Origin of the sequence: Rhizobium altiplani (assembly GCF_001542405.1) — a bacterium.
Lineage (GTDB): Bacteria > Pseudomonadota > Alphaproteobacteria > Rhizobiales > Rhizobiaceae > Rhizobium > Rhizobium altiplani.
In genome coordinates this window covers 16,892-39,197 of the sequence record NZ_LNCD01000062.1, presented here as the reverse complement: position 1 = coordinate 39,197, position 22,306 = coordinate 16,892, and the positions used below count along the sequence as shown (strand labels likewise).

Genomic DNA, 22,306 nt, shown 5'->3' with positions numbered 1-22,306 from the left:
TAGCGTAGGTAATTGAGCTATTAGATATCGTTGCTTGCGAGAATGTCTCGTCGGTTCCTATCCTCTAGGCGTCTATTTGGAGGGTTTAAAACCATGAAGTCGCATGCACGAGTACTAGTATTAGGCGGCGGTATCCACGGCGTGAGCACGCTTTACTATCTCGCGCGCGAGGGTTGGACCGACGTCGTCCTCATCGAAAAAGGCGAACTGACGTCCGGGACGACGTGGCACGCCGCTGGACAATGCCCGCACTTCAACGGGAGTCTCAACTTCGCAAAAATTTGCGATGAGGGCATTAAGATGTACAGTTCCCTTGAGAAGGAAACTGGACAGGCGACGGGATGGCACAAGGCCGGTGGCATTCGACTTGCACGCGACCAAGACGAGTTGAACTGGCATAAAAACGTTGTCGGGATTGCGCGTCAAGCTGGCGTTGAGGCTCATGTCGTTGGGCTCGATGAAATCCGAAAGCTTCATCCTTATCTCGAGCTTCACGATGTCGTTGGTGGCACCTACACTCCCAATGATGGTCACGTAGACCCCACGAGCGCCACCAACGCGTTTGCCATCGCGGCGCGTGCCCTTGGCGCCACGATCTACAAGCACACGCTTGCCTCCGATATTAAGCGAACCGGTGACGGATGGACCGTGTATACCGACAAGGGCAACATCACATGTGAGCACCTCGTGATTGCTGCCGGCTTCTTTACCACAAAGGTTGGCAACTGGCTCGGACTCAAGGTTCCGCTTGTGAACGTGGTTCATCAGTACCTTGTTACCGATCCGGTGGAGGAACTCCGCGATCGTCCCGGCGAATTGCCGGTTGTTCGTGACCCCGGCTCTTCCTCTTACATGCGGCAGGAGCAGAAGGGGTTGTTGGGCGGGCCCTACGAGACTGCTGGAATCCGACTCCACACAAACGATGTTCCGTGGTCGTTTGATATGGATCTTCTTCCACCAGACCTCGACCATATCGCACCTTGGCTCGAACAAATGATGGAACGCATGCCGCTCTTTGGAAGCGTTGGCGTTCGCCGCGTGATTTCTGGCTTTATCGCACACACCCCGGACCTTGTACCGCTGGTTGGTCCAGCCCCCGGACTGAAAAACGTCTGGCTCAACTGCGGTTCCACGACAGGTATTGCCCAGGGTCCCGGCTGCAGTAAATACTTGGCGCAGTGGATGGTCCATGGTGCCGCCGATATCAGCATGACAGGTCTCGATCCGCGCCGCTATGGCGACATCCACAACAGCGATTGGGTGCGGGAGCGCACGATCGAAGCCTCGTCGCACATGTATGACCTGCACCCGCCGGGTTATTACTACAAGAGCGGCCGCCCATTGCGCGTTTCCCCTATTCATGAAGAACTGGCTGCAAAGGGCGCGCAATTCGGCGAATCGATGGGTTGGGAGCGCGTAAAATACTTCTCTAACGGCGAACCGGAACACATGAGCTACAGCCAAAACAGCTCGTTCAATAAGGTTGCGGCAGAGTGCAGGGCCGTCCGTGAATCAATCGGAGTTCTCGACCTTTCGAGCTTTTCCAAGTTCGAAGTCAGCGGAGCTGACGCTGAAGCGTTCATCAATCGCACCTTTGCAAACCGAGCCCCGAAGAAGGCCGGCGATATCGCGCTTTGCCATCTCCTTACCCACGGGGGGGAAATCGACGCCGAAATCACTGTCACGCGCATCGATGAGCAGCTTTTCTATATGACGAGCGCCGGTTCCATGCAGGTGCGCGACTTCAACCTCCTTAGCGCGGCTCAAGACCCGGACGAGGAGGTGAAGATTGCGGACATTACCGAGAACTACGGTGTGTTGGTTGTCTCGGGTCCTCGGACTCGTGACGTTCTGTCTCGTATCACCGATGCGGATCTCAGCACGGCCGCGTTCCCATGGCTGAAAGCCCGCACTATTCAGATCGAAGGCGCAAGTGTCCGCGCGCTGAGAATTTCCTACGCCGGTGAGCTAGGCTGGGAACTCCACGTCCCAATTGGTGCTCTGCGCAAGGTTTACCTCTCACTGATGAAGGCCGGTGCAGATCACGGCATCAGGGACTTCGGCCTGTATGCCCTGAACTGCTTGCGCATGGAAAAAGCTTACCGTGGCTTCGGTTCTGAACTGACGAACGAAATCTCACTTGTCGAAGCCGATATGGACCGCTTCTACTCGCTTAAGAAGGAAAACTTCGTTGGCAAGGCCGGAATTGAGAAGCGCCTCGCCGAAGGGGTGAAGATCAAGCTCGCTTACGTGACAGTCGATGCTCCGCATCTCGACGTAATTGGTCAGGAGCCAGTGTATTCCGGCGACCGCATCATCGGCTCAGTTACATCGGGTGGCTTTGGCCATGCAGTTGGCAAGAACCTGGCCTTCGTCTATGTCGAGCCGGAATTCGCAGCCAAGGACGCAACATTCGACATCGAAATGAATGGCGAACGCTACAAGGCAATCGTTTTGGGCGATCCGATTTATGACCCTGCCAATGAACGCCTGAGGGCTTGAGTGTGCGGTGCTGAGCACGAGTTCTACAAGACTGTTCTAGATAGCAAACCGCTTCCGGGAAAGCATTTCTCGGAAGCGCCAGTGAGCATACAGAAGGCGCTGTGGCATTCGCCCAGAGGCACCTCGCTCCTCTCCGTTGTTGCCAATCGATGACGTTCGGTGCGCCCGTCGCGGGTGCGGACGCTTTCTTCGTTCTCGCTGTCATTGATCGCGGGCAAGCACTTCTATGCCACCCTTCTCCGCGAAGAGGTGTGGCAGCAGCGGAACGGCCAAAAAAAGTAGGCCAACTAACAAGAGGAGAACGGTTCAATGAAAATGATAACGTGGCTAGCAGCAGCAGTGTTTGCAGCCTTCGCCATTCCGGCAAACGCAGAGTTCGTTAAGCTCTCTGACGACCTAACAATCCATTATCAGACCGCCGGGCGGGGTGATCAGGTCGTTCTTTTTGTGCCCGGGTGGACCATGGCAGCCGATGTTTTTGAAAAGCAGATGGCTCATTTCGCCGATTCAAAGACCTACAAATTCATTTCCTATGACCCAAGAAGCCAGGGTCAGTCCACGCATACCAGTGAGGGCAATTTCTACGAACAACACGGCCGTGACCTCGCTCTTTTCATCGAGAAACTCGGTTTGAAAAATATCATTCTCGGCGGATGGTCATGTGGTGGCTTCGATGTTCTTTCGTATGTCCATCAGTACGGGAACAGCAATCTAAAGGGCTTTATCATGATTGATGCTGCGCCCTCGGGTCTTGGCGTGGATAACACAAAGGATTGGGTTTGGTACAACCAGGATGACCACGATGGCTTTCGTGAGTACTTCACCCAAGGCCCGCTGATTGATCGCGAAAAAAATAATACGGAATTCGCACAGTGGATGGTCAAGAATGCTACGCCGGAATACTTGGATTGGATTACAAGAATTTCCAACATGACATCGTCTGGCGTGGCTGCTCTCCTGAACGAGTCGTCAGCCTATCAAAATTATCGTGACGACCTGAAAGGTATGGAAGGCAAGGTTCCGCTTCTCTACGTTGTTCGTGAGGACTGGAAAGACACCATGCCCGCGTGGTCGAAAGCCAACACTCCTTCGGCAATGCGGAAAATTATGCCGAAGCATATGTCGTTCTGGGAGGACGCGCCTCTGTTTAATGGATACCTCGACGAATATCTCAAGACTATCAAGTAGTTTTGAGACTGCCCCTGTCGCTTTGGACAGGGGCTTCCCTGCTCGGTAACCAAGATGTTGATTTGCGCTGACAAGTGACCCGCATTTGCGCCGACAATTGGCTCTGACACCTCATCTACCCACCATCGACTTCTTGGACGCTTGGACTGCATCCAGTACTCCCGCGGCTGGGCCGTTGGCTTGCGGGCACATTGACCTGTTGAAGCGCTGGGTCGTCTACGCAATGCTTCAAAAAATTCTTGATGGGAAGATCATGTCTTGCTGCTTAGCACTCTTGACGGAAGTGTAGCGACTTATAGCAAGGCCGGCAGCGTCGATTTCAGAGCGTCGTCCGCTCACAAGATCGCTGATGACGAGCGCGGACCCTGTACTCATTGTCCAGCCGAGCGTGCCATGCCCGGTGTTTAGATAGAGGCCCGCGACCTTGGTCGGCCCGATAACCGGGGTGCCGTCCGGGGTCATCGGACGGAGACCTGACCAGAAGCTCGCCTTCGCGACATCGCCGCCCGGAAAGAGATCTGTGACGGAATGCTCGAGCGTACGTCTGCGTGCTTGGCCAAGATCGTTGGTATAGCCGGAAATCTCTGCCATCCCGCCGACGCGGATTCTGTCGCCAAGACGGGTGATCGCAATTTTGTATGTCTCGTCCATGACCGTTGACTCTGGCGACCGGGTCGCGTCGATAATTGGAACAGTCAGGGAATAGCCCTTGACCGGATATACTGGGAGCTTGATGCCGAAGGGCTTCACAAGGAGAGGAGAATAGCTTCCAAGAGCGACGACGACTGCGTCGGCAGCGACCCGCCCGCTATCCGTCAGAACGCCCTTGACCCGTCCGGCTTCTACGTCCAGGCCATTGATCTTCGTGCCGTATGAGAAGCGAACTCCGAGCTCTTCCGCCTTCCTTGAAAGAGCGTTCGTGAACTTGAAGCAATCTCCGGTTTCATCGTTCGGAGTGAGTAGGCCGCCGACGATCTTCTCGCGGACATGTCCGAGCGCAGGTTCGCATCGAATGCAGCCATCGCGATCGAGCACCTCATAGGGGATACCATCCGCTGCGAGCGCCTTGACGTCCTTCGCTGAAGCGTCGACCTGCGCCTGCGTGCGGAATAGCTGTAGCGTCCCCCGCATGCGCTCGTCATAGGCAATCCCCGTTTCGTCTCGAAGCGTGGCAAGCGCATGGCGGCTATAATCGGAGAGGCGCAGCATTCGGCTTTTGTTCAGTGCATAGCGTTCGGAAGTACAGTTCGCCAGCATTCTCGTCATCCAGGCGAGCATTGCTGGATCAAACTTAGGCCGAAGGATAAGCGGCGCGTGCTTCATGAAGATCCATTTCAACGCCTTCTGAGGAATGCCAGGAGCAGCCCAGGGAGAGCAATATCCGAAGGAAACCTCGCCGGCGTTGGCAAAGCTCGTTTCGAGCGCTGGCCCAGTCTGGCGGTCGATGACAACGACTTCGTGCCCGGCCTTCGCCAACTGGTACGCGGACGTGACGCCGATGATCCCTGCGCCGAGAACTGCGACTTTCATGATACCCTCTTTGATTTGGCTCTTCCGGCCATTAACGATATTGACGATGATAGCGATGGCCGAGGCCGGTCAGAATTTCATAGGAGATCGTTCCGGCCTCCGATGCGACGTCCTCTAGGGTGCGATTGGGACCGATCACCTCCACGAGGGAGCCCAAGCGAATCGTGCCATCGGGAAGGGCGCTGATGTCTATTGTGATGCTGTCCATGGACACTCGGCCGACGACTGGCAGTCGAACGCCGTCAAAGAAAACCGCGCCGCGGTCGCTCAGTGAGCGGGGCAGGCCATCAGCGTATCCCGCGGCAATGGTGGCGAGCCGAGTTTCCTTGTGGGTGACATGGACGCCCCCATAACCCACCTTGGTGCCGGCAGGAACAGTGCGGGTTTGAATCACGGCCACGTCGAGACGAACGACCGCTTCAATTGAACTGGGATAATCCGATGGAACTCCCCCATAGAGAGCGACACCCGGCCGGGCGAGACCCACGCGGTAGGGGTTGCCAAGGAACAATCCGCCTGAATTTGCGAAGGACAGCTTGTGGCCCGGGAACTCCTCCGCGATCGCGCGTAACTCTTCGAGTTGCTCCCAGTTCTGGATGCTCTCCGCTTTATCGGCTGAAGCAAGATGGCTCATCAGGAAGAGGATATCGATGTCGGTCCCGCGAGCGATCTCCGCGGCAAGCTGCGGACGCTCCTCAGGCGGAAACCCGAGACGCGACATGCCCGTGTCGAACTGTAACGCTGCGGGCAGTCTGCGCCCGAGCTCGCGTGCGGTTCTTGACCAGTTCCGCCACTGCTCCATCGAGTTTATAACGGGAACAATATTCTCATATGCGCAGATGTCTTCATTGCCAGGCTGCAGCCCATTCAGAACGAGAATACTGGCGTCTTGAGGCAGGGCAGGGCGAAGCTTCGCCGCCTCCATAAACTGCGCGACGAAGAAGTGCCGGCATCCGCGCTCGTAGACGGTCTTCGCCACGCGCTCGGCCCCAAGGCCGTATGCGTCGGCTTTAACAACGGCTGCCGCACCATTCGGTCCAGCTCTGTGCGACAGAGCTAGGTAATTGCGACCCAAAGCCCCAAGGTCGATGGTGAGATAGCCGGTGGCACCATCTACGCAACCGACATCGTCGATATGCAGCTCGCTTGATCGTACTGTTTGCAAGTTCTCGTCCCCGTAGTGTGATCTCTCGAATGCTATTGAAATTATCTTCGAATTTCTCAGCAAATACGATTTGATTATTCGAAAAAGGCGTGTTTTGAAGTTGGAACCATTAAGATTTTGAGGAATCCATCGTGCCGTCATTAGACGCAATTGATCGCAACATAATCCGCCTTCTTCGTCTCGATGCTCGGACATCGAACGCGAGGCTAGCTGAGGAGGTGGGATTGTCCCCATCTGCCTGCATGCGTCGTATCAAGATCATGGAGGTGTCTGGTGTGATCCGCGGCTACACAGCTCTGGTGGATACCTCGAACGTCGAGTCGACCATCGCAGTGATCATTAACATTACGCTTGAGCGTCAGACCGAGGACCACCTCGACCGCTTCGAGGCAGCAGTTCGACGATATCCGGAGATCCGCGAATGTTTTCTAATGACGGGCGGCTCCGATTATCTGCTCCGTGTTGAAGTTGCCAATGCTGGCGACTTCGAGCGCATCCATAAGGAGATACTCTCAAAGTTGCCAGGAGTCCTTAGAATCCACTCAAGCTTTTCAATCAGGAACGTCCTCGCAACGAAGCCGAAGCGTGTTTAGGTATGAGAGGAGGCCTTCGTGCTGAATATGTGTGTTTGTTCGCAGTTTCGTTATCGGCATTCACGATGCCAGAAGACGCTTGAGACAATTGAAGAAAATCTGGCAGTCCCGGCGGACTGGTATTGGATCAACGGTTCGGTCTGAAAAATACAAAGCCGGACGACCGATCCCTCGCGGCCAGCCCGCTCCTCTGTGGATGAGTCCGGCTTTTGGAAGAATTCCCTGTTAGCTTCGCCGATCTAGATGGCCGTCGGAAAATTTTCCGCCGCCTCGCCAAAGCTGCCCGACAACTCGCCAAGCGCTTGTTCACCCGTTGATTCTGGGTAGCGAGATCGCGCTTCAGAATTCGCAATCGACCGCGAACCCATCTTGCTGGCTTCTACCAAGCCCTTGCTGCCGAGGTCGTAGCTTACAAAGCCGACCGTAACGCATGATACAACCGCTGCTCCGACAACGATGCTAGCAGATTTCAGTTTTATTGAATGCTTCAGAGATACCCGTTCCTCTGCCTTCCCGTGGTCCCTCCTACATCTGTAAAATCCGCGCTGGTCTCCTTGAGCGATGCCGGAAATGCTGCGTGGCATCCTCGGATACTATCGCCAGGAACACGCGGCTACGGCCGCGCCGATATCTGCCGCAATGTCCTCGACTGAAGCTAAACCATTTATCCGAACCAGCTTCCCCTGATTTTCGTAATATTCAGACAGTGGCTTGGTTGCCTGCCGGTAGGCGTTCATTCGAATCTCAAACGATTCTCTATTGTCGTCAGAACGGACTTTTCGCCCAGAAGCAGCGTCGATCTCCGCTCGCCTTTGTATCCTTGAGAGTAACTGCGAGTCGTCCACCGTCAACTCGACCGTGAGGTCGATCCGCATACCGGCGTCGGCTAAGATATCGTCCAACGAGGCGGCCTGGGCCAATGTTCTTGGGAAGCCATCGAGAATGAAGCCAGCTGACGCGTCAGGATAAGCGAGCCTCTCCTTTACCACTCCGACAACGACTTCATCTGGAACCAGGCCGCCGCTATCGACATAACCTTTCGCGATCGTTCCAATGGAGGTTCGACCTTCTATGGCCGCTCGCAAAATATCGCCTGTTGAGAGGGCGGGAATGCTCTTAGCTTTCGCCAGAAGCGATGCTTGCGTGCCTTTGCCGGCACCGGGAGGACCAAGAAAAACAACTCTCATTAATGTCAGCCGATTTGTGTTGCGATCTGCTAGTCACACGTTGATCGTGTAGTAGATTCGACAGTTGGGCCTGGAGACTTGAAGAGCGAGAAGAAAATGGGGGCATGGTCAGCCCCCACGCGTTCTCATGCCGATTGTGCAGTAAGCCTTTTGCCCGCTCGTGCCTCGAGTAGGTTTGTCAACCAATCCGGATCCATTTCCGGGGTCGACGACAACAATAACTGCGTATAGTCGGCAAATGGCGGGGAAAGAACCTGCGTCTTAGCGCCGGCTTCAATGATTTTGCCGGACTTAAGAACAACCACTTCATCGGCGATGGCCTGCACTAGCCCGATGTCGTGGGTGATGATGACAAAAGAAACCCCGAGGTTCTTCTGTATGTTAACGAGAGTTTTCAGGATTCCCTCCGCCACCACCTGATCAAGTGCGCTTGTCACTTCGTCGCAGATGATCAATTTTGGCGAGGCGGCCAGTGCACGCCCAATGCAAACTCTCTGCTTCTGTCCGCCCGATAGCTCGTGAGGGAAGCGATCATACATTCGCTTGGGGTCAAGCTCGAGGGTCTCCAATATTTCACACACGCGTCGCTTGAGAGCTTGTCCTCTCAAGCCGGAGTAAAGGCGAAGCGGCCTTGCAATAACATCGCCTATTCTTTGTTTTGGATTGATCGCTTTATCCGGGTACTGGTGGACCATCTGTATCGACTGCAATTGCTGCCGGTTCCTTTTGGAGGTCTGCGGGGGGAGAGGTTGCGCCTCAAATGTGACTTCACCCGACGCGAGTGGTAGAAGTCCCGTTATGACCCTCGCGAGAGTGCTCTTGCCACTTCCAGACTCCCCAACAATGGCTACGGTACGGGCCTTGGGGACGTCGAAAGTGATGTTGTCGAGGACCTTGAAATCTCCGTAGAGTGCGCTGATGTTCTTTACTGACATCAGCGGAGCTTCGTCAGGGCGAGCACGCTCTTCAGTCTTAAAGTTGCGGATTGCCCAGAGGGATTTGGTATATTCTTGTTTTGGGCTGGCAAGCATTTCCCGTGTGGGAGCCTCCTCGACCGCCTTACCATTGCGCATCACCATAATTCTATGCGCCATCTGCGCAACAACCGCGAGGTCATGCGTCACATAGATCGCGGACGTTCCGTAATGCTCAACTATAGATCGAATTGAGGCCAGGACACCAACTTGTGTTGTCACGTCAAGAGCAGTTGTTGGTTCATCAAAGATGATAAGGTCTGGTCGACAAACCATAGCCATCGCAGTCATCGCGCGTTGCAATTGTCCGCCGGATACCTGGTGGGGATACCGGAACCCAATTAAGCCTGGTTCTGGCAACATCATTTCGGTGAATAGTTCCTGAACCCGCTTGCGAGCTTCAGAGGATGACATCAGGCCATGTTGAACCGCAGTTTCCACACACTGATCGTTGAGTTTGAAGGACGGGTTGAACGAGGCAGACGCCGACTGAGCGACGTAGGCGATCCTAGCGCCCCTGAGCGTCTCCAAGGAGCGCCGGTCCATCCCAACCAACTCGCTGCCGTCGAAAAGTATAGAGCCGCCGATGATTCGGCACCCAGGTTTTACAAAGCCCGCCGCAGCCAAGCCGAGCGTCGATTTTCCCGCTCCCGATTCACCGATCAAGCCAAGGACTTCTCCCCGTTTCAGGTTAAGGCTGACGTTGTCGATGATCAACGACCGGCCTTGTGCTGACACCGCTTCAACTTGGAGATCCGATATTGTCAAAAGATTCTTGCTACTCATAGCGCGCTGCCTCGTCTGATTTTGCCCAAATACCAATCCACAACGAGGTTGACGGCCACCGTCATCAGCGCGATGGCCCCGGCGGGCAGGAGTGGGGTTACGTCACCGAAAGCGATAAGCGAGGCATTTTCACGCACGAGTGCGCCCCAGTCAGCGGTTGGTGGCTGAAGGCCCAAACCTAGAAACGAGAGCGAACTAATGAACAGGATAACGAAGCTGAATCGCAAGCCAAATTCCGCCAGCAGATTTGGAAAGGCAACGGGAACCACTTCCCTGAAGATGATCCATGACAGGGATTCGCCTCGAAGTTTGGCGACGTCCACAAACTCTTGGTTGACGATTGATACGGAGAGCGAACGCGAGAGTCGAAACACTCGGGTGGATTCCAGAACACCGATCACAAGGATGAGGGAGTATGCAGACGATCCCACGACTGTCAGAATCAACAGCGCGAAAATGAGCTGCGGGATCGCCATTAAGAGGTCAATCAACCGGCCCAAGGCCAAATCGATCCATCCCCCCAGGACGGCTGCCGCTGTTCCGAGAGCGGATCCGAGAAGAAACGCGAGACAAGTGGTAACAAACGCGAGACCAATTGTGTTTCTTGCACCGTAAATGAGGCGGCTTAATATGTCTCTGCCGATGTTGTCGGTCCCCAAGGGGTGGGCATATGACCAAGGCTCGTAAGCCCCACCCACGCTAGCGGTTTCACCGTAAGGAGCTATCCACGGGGCAAAGATTGCAGACGCGACCAGACAGAAAATGACGATAGCGCCAAGTGAAGCGAGGGCAGATTCGGTCGAAAACGAGCGAGCCGGGCTTTGGGTGATGGTCGTGGACTTATTTATCATGGCGCAGCCGAGGATTTGTGAGGACAATCAGAATATCGGCCGTCGCGTTCACCAGAATGTAGATGCTGGCGAATATGAGACACACAACTTGTACGACTGGCATGTCACGCTTTACGACCGAATCGACGAGCAACTGGCCAAGCCCGGGGTAAACGAAGACCGTTTCAACGATCACCACCCCCACGACCAAATACGCCAGATTGATGGCAGTAACATTGATTATTGGAGCCAAAGCATTTGGCAATGCGTGTACGAGGATCACCCGGAACCGTGAGTTCCCTTTCATTTGGGCCATCTGAACATAGTCTTCGCCGAGAACGTTCAGGATCGAAGATTTCACGACGCGCATTACGTAGGCGACGATAACGAGGCCGAGAGACATTGCCGGAAGAACGAGACGATCCAGCCGTTGGAGCAGGTCCATTGATGGCGACACTCGAGACAAGGCGGGAAACCAACCCAGCTTAACTGCAAAAACGACCACTAGCGCGTAGGCGACAAAGTATTCCGGCAGCGATATAACCGCCAGGCCCGCAACGTTTGTTGCTCGATCAAATGCGGAGCCGCGGAGAAGGGCGCCTAGAAACCCTAGAAGATAGCCGAGCGGAATAGCGATTATCGCGGTGAACCCGGCGAGGAAAAAGGTATTGCCCAATCGTGACCCGATCAGATCAGAGATAGTGCGGCCGGTGGCAATAGATTTCCCAAGATCTCCGGAGAAAATACCTCCCAACCATTGGTAGTAGCTGACATACCCTGGGGTATCCAAGCCAAGTTGGTGACGCAGCGCGGCTACGTTTTCAGGTGTCGCAGATTGGCCCAACAGTTGCTGGGCTATGTCTCCTGGTAGGAAGCGCACCGCCCCAAAGACAATTGCAGACACTAGGATCAGTGTCACAACTGCCAAGAGCAAACGCGTGAATATGAGCATTCTTACTGATTGCATGTCTTTGCTACGCCGTAATTTGAGTTGGAGCCGGGGTCGAGGCATCGGCTCAATGACCGCGTAAGCGGCCGCAGCACATAAATCGGCGTCCCACGGGCATTATCTCATGACCGTGGGGCACCTTCAACGGCTTACGACTGAAGCCAAGCACGCTCCGCGATACGGGCACCCATCATGGTGCGAACGCCATCCGGCTCGACGCCTTGGACTTCTGGTGCGTAGGCGTCGATGATGGACGGCAACATGAAGATGGCAATGCCGCTATCGTCATGTGCGAGCAGCTGCATTTCATCGTAGATTTCTTTTCGCTTCGCGAAATCATCCGTCTGACGCCCTGCGACCAACAGCTTGTCGAATTTCTCGTTCGACCAAGGCCTTGCCAGCCGATTCTTGAAGAAGGGCTGCGGAATCAACTGCGCCCGAATAAGCCGCGTCGCTGACCTGCAGCGTGAGGTCGAGTTTCTCAACGCCTGCCTTCTTAAGGTAGAACTTCGCCTTTTCGGGATCATATTCACGCTGAGGCAGGTCTTTATTGAAGAAGGGATCATTTGGCGGGATTGGATTGTCGTTCCCGATGGCTCCAAAGCCGCTGCCCACAAATTCAACCATCTTTTTACGATCAATTGCCGATTTAACCGCGAGCCGGGCATTGACGTCGGAAAACATCTTCGATTGGCAGTTCATATCGATGTTAGTGCAGGATCCCCCCTCGGACGTGATCAAATTCACACCGCCTTGCGCTTTCAAGCGCTTCGCGATCTGTGAATTGAGTTTGGATACGCCTTGGACTTCGCCCGTCATCAGTGCGTTTGCGGCAGCGGTGTCGTCATTGACGAAAACGAGATCAAACTTGTCAACGAAAGCGCGGTCGGGTTTCCAATAGTTTTCGTTTCGCTCCGTTTCCAGCACGACACCAGGTTCGAATCGGACGAGTTTGTAGGGCCCAGTTCCGACAAAATTGGCGAAATCTGTGAAGCCCTCCGGAATGATCACAAGGTGGAAGTCACCGAGAATGACGGGGAGGTCGGGCGTGCCCGTCTTGTGCTTGATGGTAACCTTGAGGTCGCCATCGGCAGCAATGTCGTCGATGTCGGCAAGCAGGCCGGCGGCGGCGGAAGTCGAGCCCTTCGCGATGTGTCGCTTCAACGAGTATACGACGTCGGCGGCCGATAGGGTCTTACCATTATGGAAGGTGACGCCGGATCTCAGCTTGAAGCTCCAACGCTTGAATGCGTCACTGCTTTCCCAGCTTTCCGCAAGTTCCGGAATGGGCTTCTTATCCTTGGTAATTTCAACCAAGCAATTCCCCAATGTCAGGCCGGCAGTAAACTGAGGGCTGTCCAAATAGGTCATCGGATCGAGAGTGTCCGACGTGCTGCCCGGCGACATTGCCACTCGAAGTGTGCCACCCTTCTGCGGAGCTGCCGCCCACGCTCCTCGGGTCATCAGGCCCGGAGGAAGCAGCAGCGCGGCGCCTGCAAGCGAGGTGCCCTGAATAAAACGCCGGCGCGTTGGAGTGAGGAATCGCGATTCATTTGTCATTTCACTCTCCCGATTAAGGGGAGCCCTGAGGCCATCCCCTCGATTTGTTCCCAGATTACTTTGTCGTGTTTGGGAGTTACGGGTAGTGAACAGGTACTCCCAACACCCTCATTACAGGCGCAGAGGGCCAAGGGGCGCAAACAAAATGAATTTTTGCGGATATTGAGAATTCTAATGCGCGACTTAAAGGCGCGACAAATGCCGCGCCCAGAACATACAAAATCTGAAGTGATTCCAGAGATGTGCGAGCCGCCGGATACATTCTACAAGGCCTCTCGGGCTGCTGCGCGCGGATTAGCCTTACTCGGCCGCTTGCAATTTACTCATAGTTTTCTCCTCAAGGAATTTTTTCGCTTCGTCACAGTACCAATCCGTGAACCGTTCGCACCAGGACTCTGCCTCGGGCATGTATGGGCCAGGCTCATAGCCTGTTGAGCCGACGCCCTTTTGATTTATTTCGGTTAGGAAAACATCCTGATTATTCGTCGTTTCCCAAAGCTGGCGCAGCTTTTCGATATCGTAGTCCTCCCCTGCCACCGCATCTTTATGCACGAGCCATTTCGAGTGAACGAGGGTTTGCTTGGCATTGAGAGGCATCACCGAGAAAGTGAAAACGTAATCAGGGAGCGCAATATTGTAGCAATGAGACTGCAGGCTCCATCGGAGATAGCCAAGATCGGCGACATCGTCGCTCAGCAACTTGCGGACGTCATAGTTGCCGTCCATTGTCATCGATTTGATGCCCGGTCGCAAAGGCACGTGTCCAGTAGAATACCAGCTACCTTCTTGATGGCTGGTGGGGATACCGCGCTTCGTCAGTTCGGAATAGAAAGCGACGTTGTGTGGGTCGTCATGATCAAGCGTGAATCCATTGACAAGCGACAGACAAAGCTCGGGATGTCCAACGTCGCAATGTGCACATTCTCGCGCATTTTCCATCGCAAGTTTCCAATTGGCATTTTCTACAATTTTTTGATGATGCACGACCTTTCCGTCAAGCAAATTGTATCTGCTAATCAGAGGCTCGAAGGCATCCCTGAAGGGTGTAAAATCGGGAGCGTCACTGCTAAGTGCAACGTATACAGTACCAGCGACGCGCTCGACCTGAATTTCGCGAAGCCCAAACGATTTCTTTTCGAAATCCTGGTCCATACCAGTCGCCCCGACCAGTTCTCCTTCGAGCGAGTATGACCATTGGTGATAGGGACAGACGATCCGTTGGCAACGGCCCTCACCTTCGGCGAGGATTTGAGCCCCCCTATGCCGGCATGTATTGAAGAAACCTCTTATGTCGCCCCCGCGCGTGCGAACCAGGACGATTGGAGTATTTCCTATCATCATGCTTAGATAATTGCCGCTGTTGGGAAGCTCAACTTCGAAGGCCGCGAAGATCCAGTGCCGATAGAATATAGACTGCAGATCGAAATTATGGACTTCTTCGTCCGTGTATAGCTCCTGCGGAAGTGTATAATGAGGCTTACGTTTCAGAAGCGTCTGATATATGCTTTCGCTATTCATTGTTAGGCTCCAAGCGCTGGTTCATTTACATATCGAGTACAAGGGAATTTGTTAGTGAACGTGAACAACAGAGAGCCACTAGATCATTGGCCCGTTTTTCGCTTTCACTGAGGACCCTGTCGCGATGGTCAGGTAGACCTTCCACTATCGGTGTCAGACATGCGCCGCAGACACCCTGTTCGCACTGACTACCAACACAAACTCCATGGTCTCTAAGGACCCGCAAGATTGACTTTCCGGGCGGAATGTCGAAAATTTGCCCCGTGCTCGCTAACTTGACTGTGAAAGGCTGATCGTCTGTGTTGCCGTCGAGCGGTTCGAAGGAGTCCAGGCGCACACTGCCTACTGGCCAATGGCCTGATTTTGAGGTTACTGCGTTCATTAAGCCTGGTGGGCCGCAGCAATAGACTGCGGTCCCGCTCACAAAGTCTGAGAGAATACCGTCAAGATCTATGCGCTGGTTCTCATCGTCAAAATAGAATTTCACCTTGTCCTTGAACGGATCGCAAGCCAGGATGTCGGCAAATGCAGCCTCACCACGACTGCGCGCAGCGTAGTGAACCTCGAAGCTAGATCCCGACTGTTCGAGATGTTTTGCCATTGAAAGGATCGGTGTTATGCCAATTCCGCCGGCAACGAGAATATGCTTACGCGCTGAGTCCTGAAGGGAAAATGAGTTTGCGATGCCGCGCACTCTTAGCGTATCACCCGTCTTCACGTCATGATGGATGAACTGCGATCCGCCACGCCCAGTGACTTGATGAAGTACGGCTATGCGCAGGGCATCCGGTTCCGAACCCGTGTCGGTTAGCGAATAGGTTCTGATCATGCCATTCGGCAGTGCAATCGTAATGTTGCTTCCTGGCGTATACACCGGGATTGGAAAACCGTCGGTTCTCCTAAGCTCGTAAGATCGAATTCTATCGGTCTCACGATTTATTCTTGCTACGATGACATCGAATTCCATTGATGCAGTACCGAGGCTGTTTCGTTGGCTGCATACTGCATGAAGGTGCTTTTCGCGCGCAAATGACATATGTCACAGAGTTACATGACAAATCATCATCTAATGGGGCAGCAATGAAGGGCCTTCCGCCGAGCGAGCAACTCCTGGCGTTCAAGCTTGTCGCGGAGCTAGAGAGCTTCACCGAAGCCGCCCATTCGCTTAACCTCACTCAGTCAGCTGTTAGCCATCAAGTCGCCAGACTGGAACGCAGGATCGGCTTTCGTCTCTTTAACCGGAGTTCGCAGCATTTGACGCTAACTGATGCAGGGGAGAGATACTATGCTGCCATCGCCCAGCCTCTGTCCGACCTTTTAGATGGGCTTGAGCGGATGGGCGACCCGATGGGCCCAAGACGTTTAATCATCCAGGTCGAGTCGGGCTTTGCGGCCGCATGGCTATCTCCCAGACTGCAGCGTTTCGTGAACCTACACCCGGGGATTCAAGTCGAACAACGGCGAGCGGCAACGCTAAATCTCAGCGACGGGGTCGAACTCGCTGTCAAATGGGGAAATGGTCATTGGCCTCATCACGATGCCGAGAAGCTCTTGCAGGTGGACTATACGCCACTCTGCTCGCCACAACTTGCTCAGGCGGGACCAGGGATCCATAGACCTGACGATTTGCGTAAGCAAACCCTGATCCATGATCGTCAATATCGCGAGTGGCGATTGTGGTTCGAACTGGCGGGCGTGACGGATGCAGAGACAAAGCGGGGCCACGTTGTGGACGACACCAACGTCCTGATCGATATGGCTATCTCTGGGCAGGGTGTGGCTCTTTGTTCGCCGCAACTCGCGCAACGGGCAATCGACGCTGGCCAGCTTGTCGTTTTGTTTCCAAGGTTTCGCCTCAAGACCGAGGAGGCTTATTTTCTCGTAACCAGGAAGGGATCTCGTTTATCTCCGCGAGCAGAAGCGTTTGCTGTTTGGCTTAAGACGGAAGCTAAAACTCACACTGACTAGGTGTGGAGTAGTCCCGCGGGCGAGGCCCGCATTTGGCCAAAGCCTCGAGCGGCCGACCGGCGCTAGCTAAGCATATCTAGGCTATGTAGCCGAACCGAGCTCAGTTCCGCGAGGATCAGATCATCGCCGTCGTTCCGGGAAGGCCGAACGCTTCCGCCAGCGGTTCTCCCTTTCATTATTGTCAGTTTTCAGCGTGCGCTTTTTTCGTGCCCAATGTCACGAATGCCATAGGGTAATAGACCCCGCTTATCGTGCTGAATGACGAGTTCGCTTTTGATTGGCGGAACAGCCCGGCTAGCGCAGTTTGGCCGTTCGCAAATGCGGCATGAAATTCCGATTGGTTCAAACGCCGATTGGTTTCTGAGGTCGAGACCGTCCGCGTAGACAAACCGATCAGCATAAGAAATTTCGCAACCCAGTGCGAGAACATAGTCTTGCCTTGCCGAATGGAAGCCTCTCGCGCCTTTGGCAACGTGCGTTGCAACACACAGATAACGCACGCCATCAGGGGTCTCAGCGAGTTGACGTATGATTCCTTTCGACGCTTCAAAAGCCCGATGGGCATTCCAAAGAGGACAGGCGGCGCCGAAGCGGGCAAATTGAAGTTTAACAGCGCTGTGGCGTTTCGTGATGTTTCCCGCTCGGTCGATCCGCGCGAAGTAAATGGGTGTTCCTTTCTCGCCGGGACGCTGCAATGTCGAAAGGCGGTGGCAAACTTGTTCCAAGCTGGTTCCAAATCGAGCTGACAGCAAGTCGAGATCGTGACGAACTTCTTGAGCGGCTTCGAGAAACTTTCTGTAAGGCATAATGAGCGCGCCCGCGAAGTAATTGTGCAAGCCTATGCGACAGATCTCGATGGCTTCCGCGGTCCTGAATCCCGCGCTCCCGGCTATTCCGTCAACCATCGCGCCGGCGTGAAGTTGCGCAATCTGGAGCGCAATCTGAAAGTCGCGTGTTGCCGGCGGAAGGTATGCATTCAAGGTGAGCGTGCGTGTATCGGCATCAAAGTGCCGCACTAGACCGTCTGTATCCCCCGCACGTACAATGCGAACCATGCAGCGATCCTCAAGAAAGGAAGTCAGGGCCACATGCGTGTCTTGCGTGCCGATCTGCAGCTCCGACGCCATCTTCTCAGCGAAAAAATCCAAGTCATTGACATAGTTATCAACGAAATGAAAAAAATCGCGAACTTCCTCATAGGGAGTTTTTTCAACCAAATTTGAGCTTATACCAATGTTGGCTTCGATGCTTGCCAACTGTTCGGAATTGTGACGATACGCCTGATGAACCGCGATGAGTGCGTGAGCGATTGCGGGAGCATTCTTTGAGACGAGCTTCAACTCCTGCGCCGACGCCACGTAGTGGGAAAAAAATGGATCGGAAAGCGCCTCAGATAACGCTGACAACAAACGATTGTCCTCACCTTCAGCCAGATCGGCCAATGAGAGCTTGAACTCCTCAGCTAGAGCTAAAAGGACAGTCGCGGAAAGAGGCCGTTGGTTGTTTTCGATCTGGTTGAGATAACTGATTGAGATTCCAAGCCGATCGGAGAGTTGTGCTTGGGTCGCGCCCTGCGACACGCGAAGCTCTCGTACTTTCCGACCGATATACAACTTTCCCTGGGCCATCTTCGCAACTTTACAAAAAACAAGAATGCAATGCTATAATTGCACATATTCACATCTTTTGAGGTTTTTCAAGCACTGGGGGCGGGCTATGTGAAATTAGTTTTACATAATCCGGGTAATCAAATGCGTGAAATTCTGAAGGAGCTTGAGGGCAGGAGAGCTGCAGCGCGGGCCGGCGGCGGTGCCAAGCGCGTCGAGGCCCAGCACCAAAAGGGCAAACTAACTGCCCGTGAGCGCATCGACGTGCTGCTCGACGAAGGCTCTTTCGAAGAGTACGACATGTATGTCACGCACCGCGCGGTCGATTTTGGCATGTCGGACCAAAAAGTGGCAGGTGACGGTGTCGTGACTGGCTGGGGCACGATCAACGGCCGGCAGGTCTACGTATTTTCTCAGGATTTCACCGTGCTCGGAGGGTCGTTATCCGAGACCCACGCGCAAAAGATTTGCAAAATAATGGATATGGCCGTTCGCGTTGGCGCGCCGGTGATCGGCCTGAACGACAGCGGGGGCGCCCGCATCCAAGAAGGTGTCGCCTCGCTCGCAGGGTATGCGGAAGTTTTTCGACGCAATGCGGAGGCCTCGGGTGTCGTTCCGCAAATCTCCGTCATCATGGGCCCTTGTGCTGGCGGCGCGGTCTACTCGCCGGCGATGACCGACTTCATCTTCATGGTGCGCGACACGTCCTACATGTTCGTTACCGGACCGGACGTTGTTAAAACGGTGACTAATGAGATTGTAACAGCCGAGGAACTTGGCGGCGCTGGGACGCACACCAGAAAATCCTCCGTTGCCGACGCCGCCTACGAGAATGACATCGAAACACTTGAGCACGTTCGCCAGCTCGTCGACTTCCTGCCCCTCAACAATCGTGAGAAGCCCCCGGTTCGCCCGTTCTTCGACGATCCGGCTCGTCTCGAGGAAAGACTCGATACGCTTATCCCCGATAGTTCAAACAAACCCTATGACATGAAGGAACTCATCGTTGCGATTGCCGACGAGGGTGACTTTTTCGAGATCCAGGCAGCTTTTGCGCAAAATATCATCACCGGCTTCATCCGCCTTGAGGGCCAAACCGTTGGCGTCGTCGCCAATCAGCCAATGGTTCTTGCTGGCTGCCTTGACATCGACTCCTCGCGAAAAGGGGCAAAATTTGTCCGCTTTTGTGATGCCTTCAACATTCCTCTTCTGACACTTGTCGACGTCCCCGGTTTTCTTCCAGGCGTTGCGCAGGAATACAATGGTGTGATCAAACACGGCGCCAAACTTCTCTTTGCCTATTCGGAAGCGACAGTGCCGATGGTGACGTTGATCACGCGCAAGGCTTATGGCGGTGCATACGATGTCATGGCCTCCAAGCACATCGGCGCCGATATCAACTATGCTTGGCCCACCGCTGAAATTGCGGTGATGGGGGCCAAGGGCGCGACAGAAATTCTTTATCGCGCCGACTTGGGTGATCCGGCGAAAATCGCGGCGCGCACGGCCGAATATGAAGAGCGCTTTGCCAATCCGTTCGTTGCGGCGGAGCGTGGCTTTATTGACGAGGTCATCATGCCGCACTCGTCTCGCAAGCGGATCGCCCGAGCATTCGCCTCGCTCAGGAACAAACAGGTAGCGACACATTGGAAAAAGCACGACACGATTCCCCTTTGAATGTCAGGTGCTCGATTGTCCGGAGTGGCGCAAACAGCTTCGCCACTCCACGGGCGCTATCGGCTCTCGTGAGTGGGGTCGACAAGCTGAGATGGACTTCGCACGAGGGCGAAATGGATTGGTGCCTTTGCTCAATCGACGTGCCCGCCACATTAGAACGCGGACGCCTGAAATGGCGGCGCGATGAATCCACAAATTCTTACGTCGTCGAAGAGTGAGCAGTCGATGGTCTCTAAAATTCTTATCGCTAACCGAGGCGAAATCGCTTGCAGGGTTATCAAGACCGCACGGAAAATGGGCATTGCGACCGTGGCAGTCTATTCAGACGCCGATGCCAATGCGATGCACGTGAAAATGGCCGATGAGGCGGTGTATATTGGAGCTTCGCCATCCTCGCAGTCGTACATTGTGATCGATAAGATCATCGAAGCTATTCGGCAGACGGGTGCCGACGCCGTCCATCCCGGCTACGGCTTTCTGTCGGAGAACGCTAACTTCGCGGCAGCTCTTCAGAAGGAAGGGGTTGCCTTTATTGGCCCGCCCGTGGGGGCCATCCAGGCAATGGGCGACAAGATAACCTCCAAGAAGATTGCGGCAGAAGCTGGCGTCAGCACCGTTCCCGGTCATATGGGCCTCATCGAGGACGCAGACCAGGCAGTAAAGATCGCGTCATCCATCGGCTATCCCGTGATGATCAAGGCGTCCGCAGGCGGCGGCGGCAAGGGAATGCGTATCGCTTGGAACGACCAGGAAGCACGCGAGGGGTTTCAATCTTCGAAAAATGAGGCCAAGTCGTCCTTCGGCGACGACCGGATTTTCATAGAAAAGTTCGTCACGCAGCCTCGGCACATCGAAATCCAGGTGCTGGGCGATAAACACGGCACCACACTCTATCTCGGTGAGCGTGAATGTTCGATCCAGCGGCGAAATCAAAAAGTAATCGAGGAGGCCCCGTCGCCGTTCCTTGATCCGGCGACTCGGAAGGCGATGGGCGAACAAGCGGTCGCGCTCGCAAAAGCAGTCGGCTACCATTCCGCTGGAACCGTTGAGTTTATTGTCGACGGCGACAAGAATTTCTATTTCCTGGAGATGAACACTAGGCTCCAGGTGGAGCATCCGGTCACCGAGTTGATCACGGGCATCGACCTCGTTGAACAGATGATCAGGGTCGCCGCAGGCGAGAAACTGCCTTTCGGCCAGGACGAGGTGAAGTTGAACGGCTGGGCGATCGAAAGCCGGCTCTATGCAGAAGATCCCTATCGCAACTTTCTGCCCTCAATCGGGCGGTTGACTCGCTACCGCCCGCCAGTGGAAGGGGGTAGGCCGGATGGCACTATCGTTCGAAATGACACCGGGGTCTACGAAGGCGGCGAGATCTCGATGTACTACGATCCCATGGTCGCCAAACTCTGCGCTTGGGGACGGGACCGACGCCAGGCCATTGATGCAATGGCAACGGCGCTCGACGATTTCGAGGTTGAAGGAATAGGGCACAATCTGCCGTTCTTGTCCGCTGTTATGCAGCAGAGCCGCTTTCGAGATGGCAGACTTACAACGGCATATATTGCTGAGGAGTTCCCAGACGGCTTCAAAGGGGTCGAATTGGATGCCGAGACTGCACGGACGCTTGCTGCGGTCGCAGCTCTCGTCAATCAAACCCTTCAGGCTCGAGCAGTGCAAATTTCAGGCACAATCGGAAATCACCGGCGGATAGTCGGCAGTGACTGGGTCGTGCGTTTAGGTGAAACTGACGTTGCCCTAACGCTCGCCAACCAGGGCGAGGGCTTCCGTGTCAGCTTCGCTGACGGTGAAGAAATTGGCGCAACGACAGATTTTGTGCCGGGCGCGACCCACGCCAAATTCAATCTGGAGGGTGTGCAGATTGGGGTGAAGATAGACGTCGTCGGCTCGGCGGTTCGGTTGCGATGGCGCGGGTTCGACCTAAGGGTGTCTGTGCGCTCGCCACATGTCGCGCAGCTCGCGCGGTTGATGCCTGTCAAGCTTCCTCCCGATATGTCCAAGATGCTGCTCTGCCCAATGCCAGGCGTCGTTACGTCGATCACCGTTGGGATTGGCGATGTTGTCGAGGCGGGGCAGACCCTTGCCGTTATTGAGGCAATGAAGATGGAAAACGTTCTGAGGGCGGAACGCCAGGGTATCGTCAAGCGGATATTGCCGACGCCCGGCCAGAGCCTCTCAGTGGACGAGCTTATCATGGAGTTCGAATAGTCCCGCAACTGCGAGTGTTTCATCATGCCTACCTTTCCTCGCT

The 22,306-nt window shown here is 54.7% G+C and carries 17 protein-coding genes; 6 read left to right on the top strand and 11 right to left on the bottom strand.

What is annotated here, in order from left to right; all coding sequences use genetic code 11:
• Positions 1-42 precede the first annotated feature (42 nt).
• Complete coding sequence (locus AS026_RS13090) at positions 43-2,502, top strand: GcvT family protein (protein ID WP_205634465.1); 2,460 nt, start codon at positions 43-45, stop codon at positions 2,500-2,502.
• Positions 2,503-2,811: 309 nt separating this feature from the next.
• On the top strand, positions 2,812-3,690 hold the full coding sequence (locus AS026_RS13085) for an alpha/beta fold hydrolase (RefSeq protein WP_245307475.1): 879 nt from the start codon (positions 2,812-2,814) through the stop codon (positions 3,688-3,690).
• Positions 3,691-3,918: 228 nt separating this feature from the next.
• Here AS026_RS13085 and AS026_RS13080 read toward each other — a convergent pair whose 3' ends face one another.
• Both AS026_RS13080 and alr read right to left on the bottom strand, forming a co-directional pair.
• Positions 3,919-5,220 carry a D-amino acid dehydrogenase gene (locus tag AS026_RS13080; protein ID WP_062369832.1) on the bottom strand — a complete coding sequence of 434 codons (1,302 nt, stop codon included), beginning with the start codon at positions 5,218-5,220 and terminating at the stop codon, positions 3,919-3,921.
• Between the two features lie 31 nt (positions 5,221-5,251).
• A complete protein-coding gene (alr, locus tag AS026_RS13075) occupies positions 5,252-6,385 on the bottom strand; it encodes an alanine racemase (RefSeq protein ID WP_245307473.1) in 1,134 nt (377 codons plus the stop codon).
• 131 nt (positions 6,386-6,516) lie between these two features.
• Here alr and AS026_RS13070 point away from each other — a divergent pair, with 131 nt between their 5' ends.
• Complete coding sequence (locus AS026_RS13070; protein WP_062369831.1) at positions 6,517-6,978, top strand: Lrp/AsnC family transcriptional regulator; 462 nt, start codon at positions 6,517-6,519, stop codon at positions 6,976-6,978.
• A gap of 593 nt (positions 6,979-7,571) precedes the next feature.
• On the opposite strand, the gene AS026_RS13065 is transcribed toward AS026_RS13070, so the two are convergent.
• From AS026_RS13065 to AS026_RS13030, 8 genes are all read right to left on the bottom strand, one after another.
• Positions 7,572-8,165 carry an adenylate kinase gene (locus AS026_RS13065; RefSeq protein ID WP_062369830.1) on the bottom strand — a complete coding sequence of 198 codons (594 nt, stop codon included), beginning with the start codon at positions 8,163-8,165 and terminating at the stop codon, positions 7,572-7,574.
• Between the two features lie 125 nt (positions 8,166-8,290).
• Positions 8,291-9,925 carry an ABC transporter ATP-binding protein gene (locus AS026_RS13060; protein WP_062369829.1) on the bottom strand — a complete coding sequence of 545 codons (1,635 nt, stop codon included), beginning with the start codon at positions 9,923-9,925 and terminating at the stop codon, positions 8,291-8,293.
• A complete protein-coding gene (locus tag AS026_RS13055; protein ID WP_062369828.1) occupies positions 9,922-10,776 on the bottom strand; it encodes an ABC transporter permease in 855 nt (284 codons plus the stop codon). Before AS026_RS13055 ends, AS026_RS13060 begins: the two co-directional genes overlap by 4 nt.
• Positions 10,766-11,707, bottom strand: coding sequence for an ABC transporter permease (locus AS026_RS13050; RefSeq protein ID WP_342587562.1), 942 nt, complete (start codon positions 11,705-11,707; stop codon positions 10,766-10,768). Before AS026_RS13050 ends, AS026_RS13055 begins: the two co-directional genes overlap by 11 nt.
• Before the next feature lie 146 nt (positions 11,708-11,853).
• On the bottom strand, positions 11,854-12,009 hold the full coding sequence (locus AS026_RS42020) for a hypothetical protein (RefSeq protein ID WP_160330110.1): 156 nt from the start codon (positions 12,007-12,009) through the stop codon (positions 11,854-11,856).
• 31 nt (positions 12,010-12,040) lie between these two features.
• On the bottom strand, positions 12,041-13,264 hold the full coding sequence (locus tag AS026_RS13040) for an ABC transporter substrate-binding protein (RefSeq protein WP_062369825.1): 1,224 nt from the start codon (positions 13,262-13,264) through the stop codon (positions 12,041-12,043).
• 300 nt (positions 13,265-13,564) lie between these two features.
• A complete protein-coding gene (locus tag AS026_RS13035) occupies positions 13,565-14,782 on the bottom strand; it encodes an aromatic ring-hydroxylating oxygenase subunit alpha (protein WP_062369824.1) in 1,218 nt (405 codons plus the stop codon).
• Positions 14,783-14,807: 25 nt separating this feature from the next.
• Positions 14,808-15,749 (bottom strand): PDR/VanB family oxidoreductase, encoded by a 942-nt coding sequence (locus AS026_RS13030; protein WP_063805926.1) that lies wholly within the window; start codon positions 15,747-15,749, stop codon positions 14,808-14,810.
• Positions 15,750-15,862: 113 nt separating this feature from the next.
• Between AS026_RS13030 and AS026_RS13025 the strand changes: the two genes are divergently transcribed.
• The gene (locus AS026_RS13025) at positions 15,863-16,750 is read left to right on the top strand and encodes a LysR substrate-binding domain-containing protein (protein WP_062369822.1); all 888 of its coding nucleotides are present in this window, start codon (positions 15,863-15,865) and stop codon (positions 16,748-16,750) included.
• A gap of 188 nt (positions 16,751-16,938) precedes the next feature.
• Here AS026_RS13025 and AS026_RS13020 read toward each other — a convergent pair whose 3' ends face one another.
• Positions 16,939-18,378: a helix-turn-helix domain-containing protein gene (locus tag AS026_RS13020; protein ID WP_062369821.1), complete on the bottom strand. Its 1,440-nt coding sequence runs from the start codon at positions 18,376-18,378 to the stop codon at positions 16,939-16,941.
• A gap of 123 nt (positions 18,379-18,501) precedes the next feature.
• On the opposite strand from AS026_RS13020, the gene AS026_RS13015 reads away from it, so the two are divergent.
• Positions 18,502-20,034, top strand: coding sequence for an acyl-CoA carboxylase subunit beta (locus AS026_RS13015; RefSeq protein ID WP_062369820.1), 1,533 nt, complete (start codon positions 18,502-18,504; stop codon positions 20,032-20,034).
• Positions 20,035-20,259: 225 nt separating this feature from the next.
• Entirely contained in the window at positions 20,260-22,263 is a 2,004-nt protein-coding gene (locus tag AS026_RS13010) for an acetyl-CoA carboxylase biotin carboxylase subunit (protein ID WP_062369819.1), read from the top strand.
• Positions 22,264-22,306 lie beyond the last annotated feature (43 nt).

What these genes read in the sequence shown, in the direction of transcription:
- AS026_RS13090 (WP_205634465.1), top strand. Translation starts at nt 43, where the DNA reads ATGTCTCGTCGGTTCCTATCCTCTAGGCGTCTATTTGGAGGGTTTAAA.
- AS026_RS13085 (WP_245307475.1), top strand. Translation starts at nt 2,812, where the DNA reads ATGAAAATGATAACGTGGCTAGCAGCAGCAGTGTTTGCAGCCTTCGCC.
- AS026_RS13080 (WP_062369832.1), bottom strand. Translation starts at nt 5,220, where the DNA reads ATGAAAGTCGCAGTTCTCGGCGCAGGGATCATCGGCGTCACGTCCGCG.
- AS026_RS13065 (WP_062369830.1), bottom strand. Translation starts at nt 8,165, where the DNA reads ATGAGAGTTGTTTTTCTTGGTCCTCCCGGTGCCGGCAAAGGCACGCAA.
- AS026_RS13060 (WP_062369829.1), bottom strand. Translation starts at nt 9,925, where the DNA reads ATGAGTAGCAAGAATCTTTTGACAATATCGGATCTCCAAGTTGAAGCG.
- AS026_RS13055 (WP_062369828.1), bottom strand. Translation starts at nt 10,776, where the DNA reads ATGATAAATAAGTCCACGACCATCACCCAAAGCCCGGCTCGCTCGTTT.
- AS026_RS13050 (WP_342587562.1), bottom strand. Translation starts at nt 11,707, where the DNA reads ATGCTCATATTCACGCGTTTGCTCTTGGCAGTTGTGACACTGATCCTA.
- AS026_RS42020 (WP_160330110.1), bottom strand. Translation starts at nt 12,009, where the DNA reads ATGCAGCTGCTCGCACATGACGATAGCGGCATTGCCATCTTCATGTTG.
- AS026_RS13040 (WP_062369825.1), bottom strand. Translation starts at nt 13,264, where the DNA reads ATGACAAATGAATCGCGATTCCTCACTCCAACGCGCCGGCGTTTTATT.
- AS026_RS13035 (WP_062369824.1), bottom strand. Translation starts at nt 14,782, where the DNA reads ATGAATAGCGAAAGCATATATCAGACGCTTCTGAAACGTAAGCCTCAT.
- AS026_RS13030 (WP_063805926.1), bottom strand. Translation starts at nt 15,749, where the DNA reads ATGGAATTCGATGTCATCGTAGCAAGAATAAATCGTGAGACCGATAGA.
- AS026_RS13025 (WP_062369822.1), top strand. Translation starts at nt 15,863, where the DNA reads ATGAAGGGCCTTCCGCCGAGCGAGCAACTCCTGGCGTTCAAGCTTGTC.
- AS026_RS13020 (WP_062369821.1), bottom strand. Translation starts at nt 18,378, where the DNA reads ATGGCCCAGGGAAAGTTGTATATCGGTCGGAAAGTACGAGAGCTTCGC.
- AS026_RS13015 (WP_062369820.1), top strand. Translation starts at nt 18,502, where the DNA reads ATGCGTGAAATTCTGAAGGAGCTTGAGGGCAGGAGAGCTGCAGCGCGG.
- AS026_RS13010 (WP_062369819.1), top strand. Translation starts at nt 20,260, where the DNA reads ATGGTCTCTAAAATTCTTATCGCTAACCGAGGCGAAATCGCTTGCAGG.